Raw genomic sequence first — 15,335 nt, forward strand, 5'->3', positions numbered from 1 at the left:
GCCGAATCCTTCAGGCACGCGCACATGCCGCGGCCAAGGCCTGCACGACGCGCTGTTGTTGCTCGTCGGTCAGGTCTGCACTCATCGGCAGGCTCATCACGCGTTGGCCGGCGGTCACGCTGTGCGGCAGGCTTTCCGGCGGGCACTCGGGCCGCGCATACGCAGGCTGGCAGTGCATCGGGCGCGGGTAGTGCACGGCGGTCGGGATGCCTTGGGCCTTCAGGGCTTCGATCACCGCCGCCCGGTCGTCCACCTTCACGGTGTACTGTGCCCACACGCAATCGCGGTCGGCGGCGACGTCCAGCAGCTCCACTTTGGCGCCACTGGCGCGTATCAGTTCAGCGTAGCGGTCGCCCAGCTTCTTGCGCTGCGCAACTTCCCACTCGAAGCGCTCGAGCTTGCCCAGCACCACGGCGCACTGCAGGGTGTCCATGCGGCCACCCACGCCGACGCGCGTGTGGGTGTAGCGCTGGCTTTGGCCGTGCACGCGGATTTCGCGCATGGCTTGGGCCAGGGTGTCGTCGCTGGTGAAGAGCGCGCCGCCGTCGCCGTAGCAGCCCAGTGGCTTGCTCGGGAAGAAGCTGGTGGCCCCGATGCGCGAGACGTTGCAGCTCTTGCGGCCCTTGTAGGTGGCGCCGAAGCTCTGTGCGGCGTCTTCGATGACGCTCAGGCCGTGCCGCTCGGCAATGGCGTTGATCTCGTCCATGTCGGCCACCTGGCCGTACAGGCTCACCGGCATGATGGCGCGGGTGGCAGGCGTGATGGCGGCTTCGATGAGGGCCGGGTCGATGTTGCAGTCGCCGGGCTTGATGTCCACGTACACCGGCTTGGCGCCGGCCAGCACGATGGTTTCAGCGGTGGCGGCAAAGGTGAAGGGCGTGGTGATGACTTCATGCCCGGGGCCGATGCCTTCGGCCATCAGCGCAATCAACAGGGCTTCGGTGCCGCTGGAGACGGTGATGCAGTGCTTGGCGCCGGTCATCTGGGCCAGCGCGGCTTCGAGCTCCGCGACTTCCGGGCCCATGATGTATTGGCCGTGGTCCAGCACCTTTTGGATGCGGGCATTGATGCTGGGCCGCAGCGCTTCGTACTGGCTTTTGAGATCGATGAATTGCATGGCTCAGCCCTGAACAAGGGTGCAGCGGCCGTCGGCCAGACGGTAGCGGTCGCCGGTGTGCGGGCAGGTGGCTTCAACCGGCTCCGTGCTGGTCACGGGCAGGTTCAGACGTTCGCCGAAGCGGCTCATCCAGCCCACCTGCCGGGCCGGCACGCCCACCATGAGGGCGAAGTCGGGCACATCGCGGTTGATCACGGCGCCCGCGCCGATGAAGGCGTAGCGGCCGACGGTGGTGCCGCACACCAGGGTGCTGTTGGCCCCCAGCGTGGCGCCTTGCTTCACGAGCGTGCGGCGGTATTCGTCTTTGCGGGTGACGGCCGAGCGCGGGTTGTACACGTTGGTGAACACCATGCTCGGGCCGCAGAACACGTCGTCTTCGAGCGTGACCGCGTCGTACACCGACACGTTGTTCTGGATCTTGACGTTGTGGCCGATGGTGACGTCGTTGCCCACGTAGACGTTTTGCCCGAACGAGCAGCGCTCGCCGATGCGGGCACCCGCGCTGATGTGCACGAAGTGCCAGACGCGGCAGCCGTCGCCGAGCTGGGCGCCTTCGTCGACGATGGCGCTGGGGTGGATGGTGGTGGCCATCGGGTCAGTAGTGCAGCGGCAGGTTGATGCGCTTGCCGTCGCGGGCGCTCATGTACAGCGCGATCAGCAGCTCCAGCGACTTCAGGCCCTCCCGCCCGTCGGTCTCGGGCTGCGCCTCGCCACGCAGGGTGTTGATGACGTTGTCGTAGTACAGCGGGTGGCCGAAGCCGTACACCGAGGTGGTCTGGTAGCTGGCGTCGTGGATGAGGGCGTCCATCTCGTGCGGCGCGTCGAACTCCCAGTGCTGGATTTCGTTGACGGCCAGGCCGCCCACGCGCACCGAGCCCTTCTCGCCCAGCAGGGTGATCGAGCCTTCCAGGTTCTTCGGATAGGTCAGCATGCTGACGTTGACGGTGCCCATGGCGCCGTTGCGCCACTTGAGCGCCGCCACGCCGCTGTCTTCCACTTCGATGTTGCGCGCCAGCGTGCCGGTGTAGGCCATGACGCTTTCCACGGGACCGCAGATCCAGTCCAGCAGGTCCACGTAGTGGCTGGCCTGGTTCATGAACGCGCCGCCGTCGAACTCCCAGGTGCCGCGCCACGCGGCGCTGTCGTAGTAGCTTTGCGGGCGGGTCCAGAAGACGTTGACCGCGATGTTGTACAGGCGACCGAAGCGGCCCTCGGCCACGGCGCGCTTGAGCAGTTGCAGCGTGGGGTTGCGGCGGTTTTGCTTGACGACGAAGAGGCGCACGCCGGCCTCGTCGCACGCCTTCACCATGTCCAGACCGTCCTGCCAGCGCGTGGCCATGGGCTTTTCGGTCATGACGTCCACCCCGGCCTGTGCTGCTTCGATGGCCTGGCGCGGGTGCAGGCCGCTGGGGGTGGTGAGCACCACGCAGTCGATACCCAATTCAGCCTTGGCGGCCAGCAGTTCGGTCAGCGACGCAAAACCCCGTGCGCCAGTCTTGGCGACGGCCGCCGCAAGCACCTCCGGGGCGGTGTCGCACACGGCCACCAGCTCCGCACGCTCGGCGTGCTTCTTGATCGCCTCCATGTGGTTCTGGGCGATGCGGCCGCAGCCGATTAGGGCGAAGCGAACCTTGCGATCGAGAACGGGAAGGGCGGAGCGTTTCACGGAAGGACCTGTCAACCTGTCGAGGTGCGTGGCAGTGGCGTCGCGCGGCGAATTCAAGCGGCGCGTTGTTCGCGTCGCGCCTTGAGCTCACGGCCGGTTTGCAGCCCCATCAGCAACAGGCCCAGAGCAAAGCCTGCAATCATGAAGAAGCTGCGCTTGGGCTTGGATTTGCGCTCGGGCACCTGTGCAACGTCGATCACTTGCAATTGGCCGCCATCGCGGCTTTCATCGACGCGAGCCAGCTCGTACTGCCGTGCGATCAAGTCGAACAGGGTTTCCTGGTACTTGAACTCGCGGTAGGCGCCCACGTAGCCGCCCGGGGCGGACCGCTCGGCCTGCCCTGCGCGGTTCAGTTCGGCCCGCAGACGGCTCACGGCGGCCGTTTGCTGCTGCACTTCGGGTGTGTTGCTCGACAGGCTGCTGCTGAGCATCTGCAACCGCACCTCGGCGTTGGTCAGTTCTGCGCGGAGTTTGGCCAGCGCCTCCACCGCCGCCTTGGGCTCGGCCTTGATGGATTCGGTGGAGACGCCGGTGCCTTGGAGTGCGGCCTGTGCGCTGTCCAGCTTGGCGCGAACCTGCTTGAGTTGACCTTCAAAGAAAGCCCGGCGCTGCTGGGCCTCGGTGAGGGTGAGGCCGGCGGTCAGCTTGCGCACTTCCTCCACGTAGGCGTTGGCCATGTCGGCCGCCCGTTGGGGGCTCTCGTCGTCGACTTCGAGGGTGATGACGCCGTCCTTCTTGCCGATGCTGACGCGCGTTCGGTCGGCGAGTTTCAGCCGGACGTCGTGGGCGAGCTTTTCGTCGTAGACAGTTTTCAGGTCAAAGCGTTGCAAGAGGCCATCGGCCACGGTGCGGCTCTGGACAAAGGTGACGAACTGGTCACCCGTGTTGCGCACGGAGCCTGACAGGCCCGCCAGCGCGCCCAACGAGGCGATGGCGCCCGCAGCGCTGCCCTGTTGCTGTTGCGGCGGCATGAAGCTGGTGCGCGCGGTGAAGGTGGGAGTCACCAGGTAGCTGGCGCCCAGGGCCAGTGCAGCGGCGGCCAGCGGTACCGCCGTGACGGCGACCCAGCGTGCGCGCAGGGCGGCGGCGTAGTCGGAGAGCGTGATCGCAGATTCGGCGGCCACGGCCGCGCCAGAGTTCGGAAGCGTCGACACGGTGGGCTCGCTCAGTTCTTGATCGTCTTGAGCGCTGCTGCACCCAGGCCGAATTGGTAAAGGATCTGCGTCCACTCTTTGGCTTCCTGGCTGAAGCTCGTCTTGTTCAGGTCTTCCGGCACGAAGACGGTGTCGCCCGGCAAGGCCGGCAGGGCCGAAAGGCCACTGCTGAGCGTCAGCCAGCCGCTGGTCTGCTGCTTGGCACTGACCACGCTGCCGTTGGCGCGGATCACAAACGTGCTGGTGCTGTCCGCGCCGCGAGTCGGGCCGCCGGCCAGGCGCAGCATGTCGTCGATGCTGGCGCCCTTGTTGAACACGAAGCTGCCGCCGTTGAAGACGCTGCCGAACACACCCACCGACGTGGGCACGGGCGGGATCACCAAGCGGTCGCCGTCTTCCACCGCGAGGTCGGGCAGGGCTGTGGCCGTGGGCGAGAGCTGCAACACGATGCGGCCGGTCGGGCGCACCGCGCGCAGGCGCTCGATCAATCGCGTCGAGTTTTGTCCGCGCGCCGCTTGGGCTCCGGCTTCGTCGGTGGTGAGGGCCTTTTGCGTCAACTGCACGCGGGCGAATTCGGTTTCCAGGTCACGCAGGGCGCGTTCGTACTGGCTCTGCTGCGTGATGCGGACACTCTCGCGGTTGAATTCGGTGCCATACACAAAAGCACCCGGGGTCAAGCCGCCTGCAGCCTTGATCACGTCGGCCAACGTGCTGCTCGGCGGCAGGATGTAGTCGCCCGGGCGCTGCACCTCGCCCTCGACGCGCACGCGCTTGTTTTGGCGGTGCTGCGGCAGCACGGCATCGAGCGCATTGAAGGCTCGCACGACATCGCCGCCGCTCAGCTTGACGTTGCCCTGGGCGGGCAGCGCGACTTCCGCGACGCGTGCGTCGTTGCGCAGGTCCATGCTTTCAACCGCGATGCGTGAGCGCTCCGCGACGGCATTCAGGCCGCCGCCCATGGCGAGCAGGTCGCTGACGGTTTCACCTGACTTCAACTCGAAGATGCCCTGGCGGTTCACGCTGCCGATCAAGGCGACTTGCGCGCCGACCGGGCCGATGTGCACCACGTCGTCGGGTTGCAGCACGCGGTCCTGGCTGCCATCGCCCCGCAGCAGGAGGTCGTATAGGTCGAATCGCCCCACCAGCTTGCCGGCGCGGCGCAGTTCGATGTTGCGGAAGCTGCCGGCCGGCGAAGGCCCGCCGGCTTGCATGAGCGCCTGCATTACCGTCGACAGGCTGCTGACCACCAGGGCGCCGGGGCGCTTGGTGAAGCCGGTGACGTACACGCGGATGCTGCGCAGCTTGCCCAGCGACGCGCTGAGGCGGTAGTTGCGGAACACCTGGGCAACACGCTGGTCGATGGTGGCGTTCAGGTCGGCGTAGCGCACGCCAGCCACCAACACCGGGCCGACACGCGGAATGGTGATCCGGCCGCTGCGGTCCACGGTCAAGCGCAAGTCGGCTTCGACCGCGCCCCACAGGGTGACGACCACTTCGTCGCCGATCGCCACCTGATAGTCCTGCGGCACCTGGCTGGACGCTTCGCCCACCTGGCCACCCACAGCACGGCCGCCGGGTGTCATCAACTCCCAGCCGAACCGGCGGATTTCCACATCGTCGCCGACGATGCGTTGCACGTGGCGCTCGAATTCCGTCTGCATCGCGTTGCGAGCGGCCAGCGCTTCAGCGGTCAGCGGCAGCTTCAGTTGCTGCTGCTCTTGCAGTTGCTGCTGCAACTGGAGGTTTTCCCGCTGCAGTTGCAGCGTCGTGTCCAGTTGGGAGTCAGCTGCGCTGCCTTTGGCCGGCGCCACCAGCCGTACGGGACCGGGCGCGGTCGACGTGGCCGTTTCGGTCGCCTCGGTTGCGGCCAACGCATTGCCGCACACGCTGAAAACGCTGGCCAGCAGTGCCACCGACGCCCATACGCGCAGGTCCCGCGCACTTGCAGAAAGTCTGGCGGTCAAAGGTCCTGGAACTTCCTGGTGCGCGCTGATCTTCATGGAGGGACTCGGGTCGAAAAAGAACTTAGCCCCCGCCTTCGGGCGGCGGCTGAGAGGCGCGCGGATTCTAGCCAGCGGGTCAGGGGGGCCTCGGGGCAAACCTGGGGGCTGGCTACACTGCCCGGGCAATGCGTGCCTGACCAAGTTTGGTGGTGGGCGCTAGCGCCGCCCATTTCCATGCTGCCCATCCTTGCCCTGAGCTTTGCCGTCGCTGCGGCTTTGACGCTGTTGATCATCCGGTCGTCGCACCTGCACGGTGCGTTGTCGGCGGACCACGACCTGTCTGGGCCTCAAAAGTTCCATTCGCAGCCGGTGCCCCGCATTGGCGGCATGGCGATCTTTGGCGGATTCGTGGTCGGGATGGGGCTGCTGGCGTGGCGCTATCCGCCCATGCGGGAGATGGCCGGCCTGCTGTTGGTTTGCAGCCTGCCTGCCTTCGCGTCGGGCGTGGTGGAGGACCTGACCAAGCGCGTGAGCCCGCTGCGCCGCATGCTGGCCACGTTGCTGGCCGCCGGCTTGGGCGCCTGGCTGCTCGGCGCGCAGATCAAGGCGACGGCCATTCCGGGCCTGGACGCGATTGCAGCCACCTCGCTCGGGGGCTGTCTGCTGGCGCTGCTGGTGGTCAGCGGGGTGTCCAACTCCATCAACATCATCGATGGCATGAACGGCTTGGCCTCGATGTGCTCGGCCATCATGCTGGCCGGCTTGGCCTATGTCGCCATCCAGGCGGGTGACAGCTTGGTGGCCGCCATGGCCATTGCGGTCATCGGCGCGGTGCTGGGCTTTTTCATGTGGAACTACCCGTTCGGCCTGATCTTCCTGGGCGACGGCGGGGCGTACTTCCTGGGGTTCATGCTGTCGGAGCTGGCCATCCTGTTACTGGTGCGCAACCCGGACGTCTCGCCCATGTTCCCGCTGCTGCTGTGTGCGTACCCGGTCTGGGAGACGGTGTTCTCCATGTACCGCCGCAAGGTGGTGCGCGGTCGCCCGGTCGGCATGCCCGACGGCATTCATTTGCACAGCTTGATCTACCGGCGCCTCATGCGCTGGGCGCTGGGCAGCAAAGATGCCGCGGTGCTGACGCGGCGCAATGCGCTCACGGCACCTTACTTGTGGGTGCTGTGCAGTTTGTCGGTGGTGCCCGCCACCATTTGGTGGGATGACACCGTGATGCTGCAGGTGATCCTCGGGCTGTTTGTGGTGTGCTACGTGCTGCTGTACCGCCGCGTGGTGCGCTTCCGCACGCCGCGCTGGATGGTGCTGAACTCGCGGGTGCCCGCGACGCCGCCGGTCGCCCGTTCGGAGTGACCGGCGCCCATCCGGGATAATCGCCGGATGCAAGAAAACCCCGAGTCCGCCGTCGCGGCCCCTGCCGAGGCGGTCGCGCCTGCCCGTTTCGACACCCTGCCGCTGGACGCCAAGCTGCTCCGTGCGGTCGCCGATTCCGGCTACCTGACGATGACGCCCATCCAGGCGAAAGCGATCCCCATCGTCTTGCAAGGGCGTGATGTCATGGGGGCGGCGCAAACCGGAACGGGCAAAACGGCCGCGTTCTCCATTCCGCTGCTGCAGCGCATGCTCAAGCACGAGAACCCCAGCGTCTCGCCCGCTCGTCACCCCGTGCGCGCTCTGGTGCTGGCCCCCACGCGTGAGTTGGCCGACCAAGTGGCCGACAACGTCAAGAAGTACGCCAAGCACACACAGTTGCGCTCTGCCGTGGTGTTCGGCGGCGTGGACATGAAGCCCCAGACGGCCCAACTCAAGGCGGGTGTCGAAGTGCTGATCGCCACGCCGGGCCGCCTGCTGGATCACATCGAAGCCAAGAACTGCGTGCTCAACCAGGTCGAGTACGTCGTGCTCGACGAGGCTGACCGCATGCTGGACATCGGCTTCTTGCCGGACCTGCAGCGCATCCTCAGCTTCCTGCCGAAGGCGCGCCAGACGCTGCTGTTCTCGGCCACGTTCTCGCCCGAGATCAAGCGCCTGGCCCAAAGTTACCTGCAGGACCCCATCCTGGTGGAGACCGCGCGCCCGAACCAGACGGCGTCGACGGTGGAGCAGCGCTTCATCAGCGCCACCGATGACGACAAGCGCGCCATCATTCGCCAGATCCTGCGCGAGCGGTCGATCCGGCAAGCCATCGTGTTCGGCAACTCCAAACTGGGCGTGGCGCGACTGGCGCGTGCGTTCGAGCGCGATGGCCTCCGCACCGCGGCCTTGCACGGCGACAAGTCGCAGGACGAGCGCCTGAAGTCCCTCGAGGCCTTCAAGCGCGGCGAGGTCGATGTGCTGGTCGCCACAGACGTGGCCGCGCGGGGCCTGGACATTGCCGATCTGCCGGCAGTCTTCAACTTCGACGTGCCCTTCAACGCCGAAGACTACGTCCACCGCATCGGCCGCACTGGCCGCGCTGGGGCTTCGGGCCTGGCGGTGACGCTGGTCACCAAGGCCGATGCGCGCCTGGTGGCCGACATCGAAAAGCTCATCAAGCGCAAGATCGACCTGGACGCGTTCGAGCTGGACGCGGGCATGGGCGACCGGCCGCGCTTCGAGCGCCGTCGTCGTGACGATGTGGCGGAGCGGGACGAGGCGCCGCGCCCGGCGCGCCCCGCCCATCGCCCGCCCGCACCGGCAGCCGACCCGTTCTTCGACAAGCCCTATGAGGCCTCGGCGTCGGAAGCCACGCCCGCCTGGGAAAAGGCCAAGGCAGCGCCCGCGGCCGGTGTCGGCAAGGGTTTGTCCAGCTACATCAAGCCCAAGCGCCAGGTCGCGGCCTTGTTCGGCGCCAAGAAGCCGGCGCCTGTCGAGGGCTAAGCCAGCAGCGAGAACACGGCCGGAATCCGGTCGGGCAGGGCCGTCGCGTGGCGTCGCCACTCGGCGACCGTGGCGGTGCGCGTCCAGCCGCCAGGCAGCGTCAGGCCGACGCTGATCGACAGGCGTGTGCTGGGCTTCAAAGCCGACAGCAGCGCCTGCCGCATCGATTCGTTGCGGTACGGCGTTTCAATGAGCAGTTGGGTCTGCTGCGCCTTGGCGGACAGCGCCTCCAGCTCTTTGATGCGCGCCGTACGCCCGCCGGCGTCCACGGGCAGGTAGCCCACGAACGCAAAACTCTGTCCGTTCAGCCCGCTGGCGGCCACCGCCAGCAGCAGCGAGCTGGGGCCTGACAGCGGCACCACTTCGATCCCGGCTTCATGAGCCAGCGCAACCAGCCGTGCACCGGGGTCGGCCACCGCCGGCAGGCCCGCTTCTGAAATCAAACCCACGTCGTGGCCGGCCAGCGCCGGGGCCAGCAAGGCGCGCCAGGCGCCGCTGTCGTCGCCCGCGGCCTTGCCCCCCTTGGCGGCGCGCGGCAATTCCACGATTTGCACGGATTGCAAGGGCTGCGCCAGTGGTGCGATGGCGTCCACGCGCTTGAGCAGGGCGCGGGTGGTCTTGGCGTTTTCGGCGGCCCAGTGGGTGAGTCTTGCGGCTTGGGCGATGACGCGGTCCGGCAGCACTTCGCGCAAGTCCAAGCTGTCATCGACGCCGAAGTCCAGCGTGTTGGGCATCAGGAGGAGGCGTCCGAGCGTGCTCATGCCAGCGGCTCCAGGCCAGCGCGGCGCAGCAGGGCGCAGGTGCGAATCAGCGGCAGACCGATGAGGGCTGTCGGGTCGTCCGACACCACGCTGTCGAGCAGGGCAATGCCCAGGCTTTCGACCTTCGCGCTGCCGGCGCAGTCGTACGGTTGGTCCGCCTGGAGGTAGGTTTCGATGGCCGCGTCGGTCAACGCGCGCACGGTGACCCGCACTTCGGCGCGTTCGATGGCCGCCAGACCCGGCGCTACCACCGCCACCGCCGTCTGGAACACGACTTCACGCCCGCTCATGCGACGCAATTGCGCAGCCGCGGCGTCATGGGTGCCCGGCTTGCCCAGTGCCTCGCCCGCGAGGTCGGCCACTTGATCCGAGCCCAGCACGATGGCGTCCGGATGCAGGGCCGCCACGGCGCGGGCTTTGGCCAGGGCCAGTCGCTCGGCCAGGGCGGCGGGGGCTTCGCCCGGCAGGGCGGCTTCGTCCACATGGGGCGCCACGCATGCGAACGGCAGGCGCAATCGGGCGAGCAGTTCTTGGCGGTATCGAGATGTGGAGGCGAGGATCAGCGGAGGCATCGCGGGATTCTCGCGCGCCTAAACTCACGCCCATGAAAACCCGTACCTTTGTTCCCGAGAAGCTGGATGTCGCGGCGCTGGCGCAGGATGCGGCCAGCCTGTCCGGCCAATGGCCCGCGGCTTCGCTGGAGCGCCTGGCCGACGCGGCGGCGCCCGAGGCCCCGGCCAGTGGGTGGCCCGTGTTGCAGTGGAGTCTGGCCGGTGAAGTGCGCCAGCCCAAGGGCGGCAAAGCACAAACCTGGTTGCATCTGACGGCATCTGGCGAAGTGGCGCTGACCTGCCAGCGCTGCCTGAAGCCCGTGCACGAGGCGATCGACATTGACCGGTGGATTCGGTTCGTTGAAACCGAGGCCGAGGCGGCCGAGTTGGATGTGGACAGCGACGATGACGTTCTGGCCCTGCCGCGGCATCTGGATGCCCGGGAATTGATCGAAGACGAACTGCTGCTGGCGCTGCCCCTGGTGCCGCGGCATGAGGTGTGCCCGGAGCCGCTTCCGCTGGCCGACGACGCGGAAGATGCTGAGGTCGAAGAGCGCCCCAACCCGTTCGCCATACTCGCGGCGCTGAAGCGCACCGGCCAGGGGTGACCGCATGTGGGTGCCAGGCAGCGCGCGCATTTCAACGTGCGTGACTTGGCGAGTTGGTGAACCGCTGCTATACTCATGGGCTTTTCTGCGGCCTGGAGTTCGAGCGTGGTTCTCACTCCTCGGGGTCGCGTCCCCAAGTTCCGCAGAGTCTGGAGAATTTCATGGCCGTTCAGCAAAACAAGAAGTCGCCTTCCAAGCGCGGCATGCACCGTTCCCACAACGCCCTGGTGACCCCGGGCACGGCCATCGAGCCGACGACGGGCGAAGTGCACCTGCGTCACCACATCAGCCCCACCGGTTTCTACCGTGGTCGCAAGGTGCTGAAGAGCAAGGCCGACGCGGCCTGATGGTGACGGGCGCTGCCTGCAGCGCCCACCCACGCGATGAATCTGCCGACCCGGCCTGCGTACCGCGCAGTGCCGGGTTTGGTCTTTGTGGCTCACGAAAACCACTGCAATGACCGTTCCGTTGTCTGAACCGATCCGCCTGGCCGTCGACTGCATGGGCGGCGACCACGGCCCCTCGGTCACCTTGCCGGCCTGTCGGGCCTTTCTTGAAAAGCACCCGGGCGCCGAGCTGTTGCTCGTCGGTCAACCCGAGGCCTTGACGGCCGCGGCCGGCTGGTCACGTTGCCGCGTGGTGCCCGCGAGCGAAGTGGTCACCATGGACGACCCGATCGACGTGGCCCTGCGACGCAAGCGCGACTCGTCCATGCGCGTGGCCATCCAGCAGCTGAAGGCGGGTCGCGATGGCGAGCCCGTGCAGGCGCACGCCTGCGTGTCGGCCGGCAACACGGGCGCGCTCATGGCCGTGGCCAAGGTGCTGCTCAAGACGCTCGAAGGCATCGATCGCCCGGCCATTGCCGCGGTCGTTCCCAACGCCACGGGCCGTTTCACGACTGTGCTGGATCTCGGCGCCAACGTGGACTCTTCCGCGCAGAACCTGCTGCAGTTCGCCGTGATGGGCAGCGCCCTGGTGGCTGCCGTGGAGGGCATCGAAGAGCCCAGCGTGGGCCTGCTGAACATCGGCGAAGAAGCGATCAAGGGCAGTGAAGTCATCAAGCAGGCTGGCGAGTTGCTGCGTGCAGCGGGCTCGGCCGGCCATCTGAACTTCTTCGGCAACGTCGAAGGCAATGACATCTACAAGGGCACGACGGATCTCGTCGTGTGCGACGGATTCGTGGGCAACGTCATGCTCAAGACGTCCGAAGGCCTGGCCACCATGATGGGCAACTTCATCAAGGAAGAGTTCGGGCGCAACCTGCTGACGAAGCTTCTGGCGGTGCTGGCGTTGCCCGTGCTCAAGGCCTTCAAGCACCGGGTGGACCATCGCCGTTTCAACGGCGCGGCGCTGCTGGGCTTGCGGGGGCTCGTGTTCAAGAGCCACGGCGCGGCCGATGCGGTCGCATTCGAGAACGCGCTGGCCCGCGCTTATGATGCCGCCCGCAACCGGCTGCTTGACCGGGTCCACGACCGCATCGTCGCCACGCTGCAAGCCCAGGCGAGCGATGCAGGAGACAACGCGACACCCGCTGTCGCGCAGGCTGCATGAGCCCCTCTGGAAATCACTCGCCTCGTTACTCACGAATTATTGGCACCGGCAGCCATCTGCCGGGCGCTCGCGTCACCAACCAGGATCTGGTCCAGCGGCTCGCTGCGGACTGCATCGAAACGTCGGACGAGTGGATCGTCGAACGCACCGGCATCCGGGCGCGACATTTCGCAGCGCCGCACGAGTCGTCCAGCGACCTCGCCTTGCCCGCCGCACACGCTGCGCTGGAGGCCGCGGGCATCTCGGCCCAAGACCTCGACCTCATCATCGTCGCGACGTCCACGCCCGACATGGTGTTCCCGTCCACCGCCTGCTTGCTGCAGAACAAGCTCGGCGTACACGGCTGCCCGGCCTTTGATGTGCAGGCGGTGTGCTCGGGATTCATCTACGCCCTGAGCGTGGCGGACTCGATGATCAAGAGTGGTGCGGCCAGCAAGGCGCTGGTGGTTGGCGCCGAAGTGTTCTCTCGCATCCTCGACTTCAAAGACCGCACCACCTGCGTGCTGTTCGGCGACGGCGCGGGCGCCGTGGTGCTGGCTGCCAGCGATGAGCCCGGTGTGCTGGCTACTGAACTGCATGCCGATGCGCGCCATGTCGACATCCTGTGCACGCCCGGCACGGTGGCCGGCGGGCAGGTGCAAGGCACGCCGTTCCTGCGCATGGACGGGCAAGCCGTGTTCAAGCTCGCCGTGGGCGTGCTCGAGAAGGTGGCGCGCTCGGTGCTGGAGAAGGCCCAACTGACGGATGCCGACATCGACTGGCTCATCCCGCACCAAGCCAACATCCGCATCATGCAAGGCACGGCCAAGAAGCTGAAGATGGACCTAAGCAAGCTGATTGCCACGGTGCATGACCATGGCAACACCTCGGCGGCCTCCGTGCCGCTGGCGCTGGATGAAGCGGTCCGCAGTGGCCGCATCCAGCGAGGCCAGACCGTCATGCTCGAAGGCGTGGGCGGCGGCTTCACCTGGGGCGCGGCCCTGCTCAAGTACTGATGCGACGGCGCAGCGCCCGCTGCGCACACTGTCGCGACACACCCTGGAGTTCAATCATGACTGCACCTTTCGCCGTAGTGTTTCCCGGCCAAGGCTCGCAGGCCGTCGGCATGCTCGACGCCTGGGGCGACCACCCTGAAGTGCGCCGCACCTTGGCCGAGGCGTCCGACGCGCTCGGCGAGGACATCGGCGCCCTGATGCACGCCGGTCCGAAGGACCAGCTCGACCTCACCACCAACACCCAGCCGGTGATGCTGACGGCGGGCATCGCCTGCTGGCGGGCCTTCGTGGCGGAAGCCGGCGTGCAGCCGGTGGCCGCTGCCGGCCACTCGCTGGGCGAGTACACGGCCCTGGTGGCGGCGGGGGCGCTGTCGCTGGCCGACGCGCTGCCCCTGGTGCGGTTTCGTGCGCAGGCCATGCAAGAGGCTGTGCCAGTGGGCGTGGGTGCGATGTACGCCGTGCTGGGGCTGGACGGTGACGCGGTGCGCGCCTGCTGCATCGAGGCTGCGGCACAAAGCGGCGAGGTCATCGAGGCGGTCAACTTCAACGACCCCAAGCAGACCGTGATTGCTGGCAGCAAGGCGGGCGCCGACAAGGCGGCCGAGTTGCTCAAGGCTGCGGGCGCCAAACGTGCCCTCCCGCTGCCGGTGTCGGCGCCGTTCCATTCCAGCTTGATGAAGCCCGCCGCGGAGCGCCTGAAGGACAAGCTCGCCTCGGTGTCCTTCCAGCCAGCGCTGTTCCCGGTCATCAACAACATCGACGTGGCCGTGACCGACAACGCCGATGCGCTGCGCGACGCGCTGTACCGGCAGGCCTTCGGGCCCGTGCGCTGGGTGGAAGTGGTTCAGGCGCTGAAGGCGCGCGGTGTTGCGCATGTGATCGAGGCGGGCCCGGGCAAGGTGCTGACGGGCATGGCCAAGCGCATCGATGGCGAGCTGCAAGCCGCCTGTGTTTTCGACCCGGCTTCGCTTGCTGAAGCCCGCACTCTGCTGGGAGCTTGACCCATGACTGAATCCGCAACCTTGGGCGTGGCCCTGGTCACCGGCGCGAGCCGGGGCATCGGCCGTGCCATCGCGCTCGCGCTGGCGCAGGCTGGCTGGCGCGTGATCGGCACGGCCACGACCGAGTCGGGTGCCGCGGGCATCTCCGAAGCGTTGGCTGCCCACGGCGGGCGCGGCATCGTGCTGAACGTGACCGACGGCCCGGCCGCACAGGCCGCTGTGGACGAGATCGTGGCCAAGGACGGTGGCGTGCACGTGCTGGTCAACAACGCCGGCATCACCCGTGACACGCTGTCCATGCGCATGAAGGACGAGGACTGGGATGCGGTGCTGGACACCAACCTGAAGGCGGTGTTTCGCATGTCCCGCGCGGTGACCAAGCCCATGATGAAGCAGCGGTCGGGCCGCATCATCAACATCACCTCGGTCGTCGGTGCGTCGGGCAATGCCGGCCAGGCCAATTACGCGGCGGCCAAGGCCGGCGTGGCGGGCCTCACGCGCTCGCTGGCCCGTGAACTGGGCAGCCGCGGCATCACGGTGAACTGTGTCGCCCCGGGCTTCATCGCCACCGACATGACCGAGGTGCTGCCCGAGGCGCAAAAGGCTGCATTGCTTGCGCAGATCCCGCTCGGCCGCCTGGGCGCGCCCGAGGAAATCGCCGCCGCGGTGGCCTTCCTCGCCTCGCCGGGCGGTGCCTACATCACGGGCGCCGAGCTGCACGTCAACGGCGGCATGTTCATGGCCTGATTTGGGCCCGGGCGCCCCGATTTAGGGGCGCTCATCTAGAGCCCGTAGAATGCCGGGCTGTTTTCAGTAAACCTCTCCTGGAGGAGTTCATGAGCGATATCGAAGCACGAGTCAAGAAGATCATTGCCGAGCAACTCGGCGTGGCGGAAGCCGACGTCACCAACGAAAAGGCTTTCGTCGCCGATCTGGGCGCTGATTCGCTGGACACCGTGGAACTGGTGATGGCCCTCGAAGACGAGTTCGGCATCGAAATCCCGGACGAAGAGGCCGAGAAGATCACCACCGTGCAACTGGCGATCGACTACGCCGTGAAGCACCAGAAGGCCTGAGCGCCTTCCTTCTCTCGCAACTCTGATCCCTGATCCGCACT

General features: G+C 67.2%; 16 protein-coding genes. 9 read left to right on the forward strand and 7 right to left on the reverse strand.

All coding sequences use genetic code 11. The annotated features are described in order from the left end of the window. Nucleotides 1-10: 10 nt before the first annotated feature. Genes ACG01O_RS18995 through ACG01O_RS19015 form a run of 5 tightly spaced genes read right to left on the reverse strand, consistent with a single transcriptional unit; the run spans nt 11 to nt 5,937 of the window. The gene (locus tag ACG01O_RS18995; protein WP_394386979.1) at nt 11-1,117 is read right to left on the reverse strand and encodes a DegT/DnrJ/EryC1/StrS family aminotransferase; all 1,107 of its coding nucleotides are present in this window, start codon (nt 1,115-1,117) and stop codon (nt 11-13) included. 3 nt (nt 1,118-1,120) lie between these two features. Then, nucleotides 1,121-1,708: an acyltransferase gene (locus ACG01O_RS19000; protein ID WP_394386980.1), complete on the reverse strand. Its 588-nt coding sequence runs from the start codon at nt 1,706-1,708 to the stop codon at nt 1,121-1,123. Nucleotides 1,709-1,712: 4 nt separating this feature from the next. Then, entirely contained in the window at nt 1,713-2,783 is a 1,071-nt protein-coding gene (locus ACG01O_RS19005; protein WP_394386981.1) for a Gfo/Idh/MocA family protein, read from the reverse strand. Between the two features lie 53 nt (nt 2,784-2,836). Next, entirely contained in the window at nt 2,837-3,937 is a 1,101-nt protein-coding gene (locus ACG01O_RS19010; protein WP_394386982.1) for a Wzz/FepE/Etk N-terminal domain-containing protein, read from the reverse strand. Between the two features lie 11 nt (nt 3,938-3,948). Beyond that, complete coding sequence (locus tag ACG01O_RS19015) at nt 3,949-5,937, reverse strand: SLBB domain-containing protein (RefSeq protein ID WP_394386983.1); 1,989 nt, start codon at nt 5,935-5,937, stop codon at nt 3,949-3,951. Between the two features lie 177 nt (nt 5,938-6,114). On the opposite strand from ACG01O_RS19015, the gene ACG01O_RS19020 reads away from it, so the two are divergent. Together ACG01O_RS19020 and ACG01O_RS19025 are read left to right on the forward strand one after the other, a co-directional pair. After that, the gene (locus ACG01O_RS19020) at nt 6,115-7,245 is read left to right on the forward strand and encodes a glycosyltransferase family 4 protein (RefSeq protein ID WP_394386984.1); all 1,131 of its coding nucleotides are present in this window, start codon (nt 6,115-6,117) and stop codon (nt 7,243-7,245) included. A 27-nt stretch (nt 7,246-7,272) separates the two neighbouring features. After that, entirely contained in the window at nt 7,273-8,751 is a 1,479-nt protein-coding gene (locus tag ACG01O_RS19025) for a DEAD/DEAH box helicase (protein ID WP_394386985.1), read from the forward strand. Here ACG01O_RS19025 and ACG01O_RS19030 read toward each other — a convergent pair. Together ACG01O_RS19030 and ACG01O_RS19035 are read right to left on the reverse strand one after the other, a co-directional pair. Beyond that, the gene (locus ACG01O_RS19030; RefSeq protein WP_394386986.1) at nt 8,748-9,512 is read right to left on the reverse strand and encodes an SAM-dependent methyltransferase; all 765 of its coding nucleotides are present in this window, start codon (nt 9,510-9,512) and stop codon (nt 8,748-8,750) included. The two genes, ACG01O_RS19025 and ACG01O_RS19030, sit on opposite strands and share 4 nt — an antisense overlap. Next, entirely contained in the window at nt 9,509-10,084 is a 576-nt protein-coding gene (locus ACG01O_RS19035) for a Maf family nucleotide pyrophosphatase (protein ID WP_394386987.1), read from the reverse strand. The genes ACG01O_RS19030 and ACG01O_RS19035 overlap by 4 nt, the downstream gene beginning before the upstream one ends. 32 nt (nt 10,085-10,116) lie before the next feature. Here ACG01O_RS19035 and ACG01O_RS19040 point away from each other — a divergent pair, with 32 nt between their 5' ends. From ACG01O_RS19040 to acpP, 7 genes are all read left to right on the forward strand, one after another. Further along, on the forward strand, nt 10,117-10,671 hold the full coding sequence (locus tag ACG01O_RS19040; RefSeq protein ID WP_394386988.1) for a YceD family protein: 555 nt from the start codon (nt 10,117-10,119) through the stop codon (nt 10,669-10,671). Between the two features lie 161 nt (nt 10,672-10,832). Then, the gene (rpmF, locus tag ACG01O_RS19045; protein WP_056876082.1) at nt 10,833-11,018 is read left to right on the forward strand and encodes a 50S ribosomal protein L32; all 186 of its coding nucleotides are present in this window, start codon (nt 10,833-10,835) and stop codon (nt 11,016-11,018) included. Nucleotides 11,019-11,127: 109 nt separating this feature from the next. Continuing rightward, nucleotides 11,128-12,222 (forward strand): phosphate acyltransferase PlsX, encoded by a 1,095-nt coding sequence (plsX, locus tag ACG01O_RS19050; RefSeq protein ID WP_394386989.1) that lies wholly within the window; start codon nt 11,128-11,130, stop codon nt 12,220-12,222. After that, entirely contained in the window at nt 12,219-13,217 is a 999-nt protein-coding gene (locus tag ACG01O_RS19055) for a beta-ketoacyl-ACP synthase III (RefSeq protein WP_394386990.1), read from the forward strand. Before plsX ends, ACG01O_RS19055 begins: the two co-directional genes overlap by 4 nt. A gap of 56 nt (nt 13,218-13,273) precedes the next feature. Then, nucleotides 13,274-14,218 (forward strand): ACP S-malonyltransferase, encoded by a 945-nt coding sequence (gene fabD, locus ACG01O_RS19060; protein ID WP_394386991.1) that lies wholly within the window; start codon nt 13,274-13,276, stop codon nt 14,216-14,218. A 3-nt stretch (nt 14,219-14,221) separates the two neighbouring features. Next, entirely contained in the window at nt 14,222-14,965 is a 744-nt protein-coding gene (gene fabG, locus ACG01O_RS19065; protein WP_394386992.1) for a 3-oxoacyl-ACP reductase FabG, read from the forward strand. 89 nt (nt 14,966-15,054) lie between these two features. Further along, nucleotides 15,055-15,294, forward strand: coding sequence for an acyl carrier protein (acpP, locus tag ACG01O_RS19070; RefSeq protein ID WP_056204266.1), 240 nt, complete (start codon nt 15,055-15,057; stop codon nt 15,292-15,294). The last annotated feature ends 41 nt before the right edge of the window (nt 15,295-15,335 follow it).

It is taken from the genome of Pelomonas baiyunensis (assembly GCF_043555935.1).
GTDB classification, from domain to species: domain Bacteria; phylum Pseudomonadota; class Gammaproteobacteria; order Burkholderiales; family Burkholderiaceae_C; genus Pelomonas; species Pelomonas baiyunensis.